Consider the following 1,836-nt stretch of genomic DNA (forward strand, 5'->3'; position numbering starts at 1 on the left):
CAATCTCGAAGAAGTTCATCATCCGATCGACCATGCGCGACTTGGCAAAGGCCGGATCGAGTCGGGGTGGAACGGCAACTTCGACTCGCGTACCGGCCAGCTCGCGCCAGTCCTCCGAGTTCTCGGCCTTTACCGTATAGAAATACTTCGCGTTGCTGGCATAGCGCGATCGCATCAACAACAGCATTTCATCAACGTACTTGGCATAGAACCCTTTGAACGTCTCCTTTCCGCGGTTTCCGTAGACGAGCGCCCCGATCGATCGAAGAGATGCGAACTTTCCGGGCTTCGTGCGCACCATGTCATCATTCTTGTTCGGTGCAGCCAATCCCTGCGTCCACAACAATTGCCATTCGGTCGGGTAGTCCATCCGTTGTAGTGGATTCAACCAAATCAGGCCGACGACCTGCGCAATGAATGGCTTCACCGATTCTTCAACGTCTGGCACTGTATCCGCAGTCGACTCCGCGACCGGGGCGGTCGACACCGACCCCATCGCAGCCGTAGCAAACAGAAAAACCATGAGCGCCACCAAGCCCGGCGCAACGACCAGTCGTTTCATCCAATCTCCTGTTTCAAGTAGCGCCGGATGAGAATGATCCAGTTTCGCTATCAGTGCGAGCATCAGCAGAACCGCAACAATCCATGCCACGCACGCGACGGCGACACGTCGCTGCCATGTAGCGATGAGTGCCGTCATACCACGCCTCCAACCTTCAAATAGAACTCACCTTCACGTTCATCCATGATCGCGTCGGGCATCATGCCTTCGCTGCCATCGGTATGTAACCATTCATGCAACGGCAGTCTGTTGTAGTGTGCCGAGATGAAATAGTCGTAGTACTTCTTGTTCGGATGGTCTTCGGGAATGCCTTTCCCCATCCGCCAATCCGCCTCGATGCGCAGGTCGTAGAGTTGTTCGGGCGTGATGTAGCACAGGCCCACCGCAACGTCATACGCAAGTGCCTTTTCGGCATGCTCGGGATTGGTCATTGTCGTGGAGTGATTCGTCGGGCTGTTGGTCGTGCCGCGATCGAGCCAATCGACGATCTGCTGGTCGCGCCATTCCTTGTAGCCTTCGGGCATCGCGCTCTTGCCGTCCTCGCCGATCACGTGGCCGTCGCGATCGAGCCATTCGGTGTTCAACGTCCGGCGCGCTTCCATGCGCATCAGCGCGCGGTCCTCGTAACGCTGCCCGGCTTCGGTTGCGGCCGTACCTTGAGCGATACTGTCCTGGTTCTTCGCCTTGTACTGGTCGTAGGGGTCGTCGGCTCGCTTTTCGGCGTCGGTCTTGTTCGCGTCGCGCCAAGCAGCCGGCGGATCGTTGCCTTCGTTGAAGTCGCTGATCGCGTCGCCGTCCTTGGTCTCGACTGACTTGCCGAATCGCAATGCCTTCGGCGGGAAAGGTTCGTCAAGCGCCGGGGCATCCGCAACTACCGTCCAGCCCTTCGGCGGATCGGCGTTCACGCGGAGCATGTTCAATGCCGAACTGATGCCGGTCACGACGAACATGAGCGGCGCGGTCACGAGCGTCGCCGCCATGCCCAGAACCGATTCATTTCCTTTGATCGCGCCGACGAGATTGAATTTGGCCGGCGGCGACGGCGGATACCAGAACCCCGGCTTCGTTCCTTGTTTGCCATGCCGCCAATCGTCTTCCCAGTATCGGTACGGTTTCTTCACGCCGACCGGAAAACCGGAAGCAAAGACCCGTTGCGTCAGGATACCGGCCGCGCCGATATCGTCGAGTTCGTGCTTGCTGATGCCGCGCCAGCCGATCCCTTGCACCGTCACCGCCGAAATCACTTGATCGTGTGGGCAGCAATATGCGGTGAC

2 pseudogenes are annotated in these 1,836 nt (G+C 58.5%); both read right to left on the bottom strand.

Going from position 1 to position 1,836, the window contains the following annotated elements:
* A pseudogene (locus DID99_RS36495) lies at nucleotides 1-700 on the bottom strand (virulence factor); the annotation flags it as partial.
* Nucleotides 697-1,836, bottom strand: a pseudogene (locus tag DID99_RS36500) (hypothetical protein); the annotation flags it as partial. The pseudogenes DID99_RS36495 and DID99_RS36500, both read right to left, overlap by 4 nt.

Source organism: Burkholderia sp. Bp8986 (assembly GCF_003854225.1).
Taxonomy (GTDB): Bacteria; Pseudomonadota; Gammaproteobacteria; order Burkholderiales; family Burkholderiaceae; genus Burkholderia.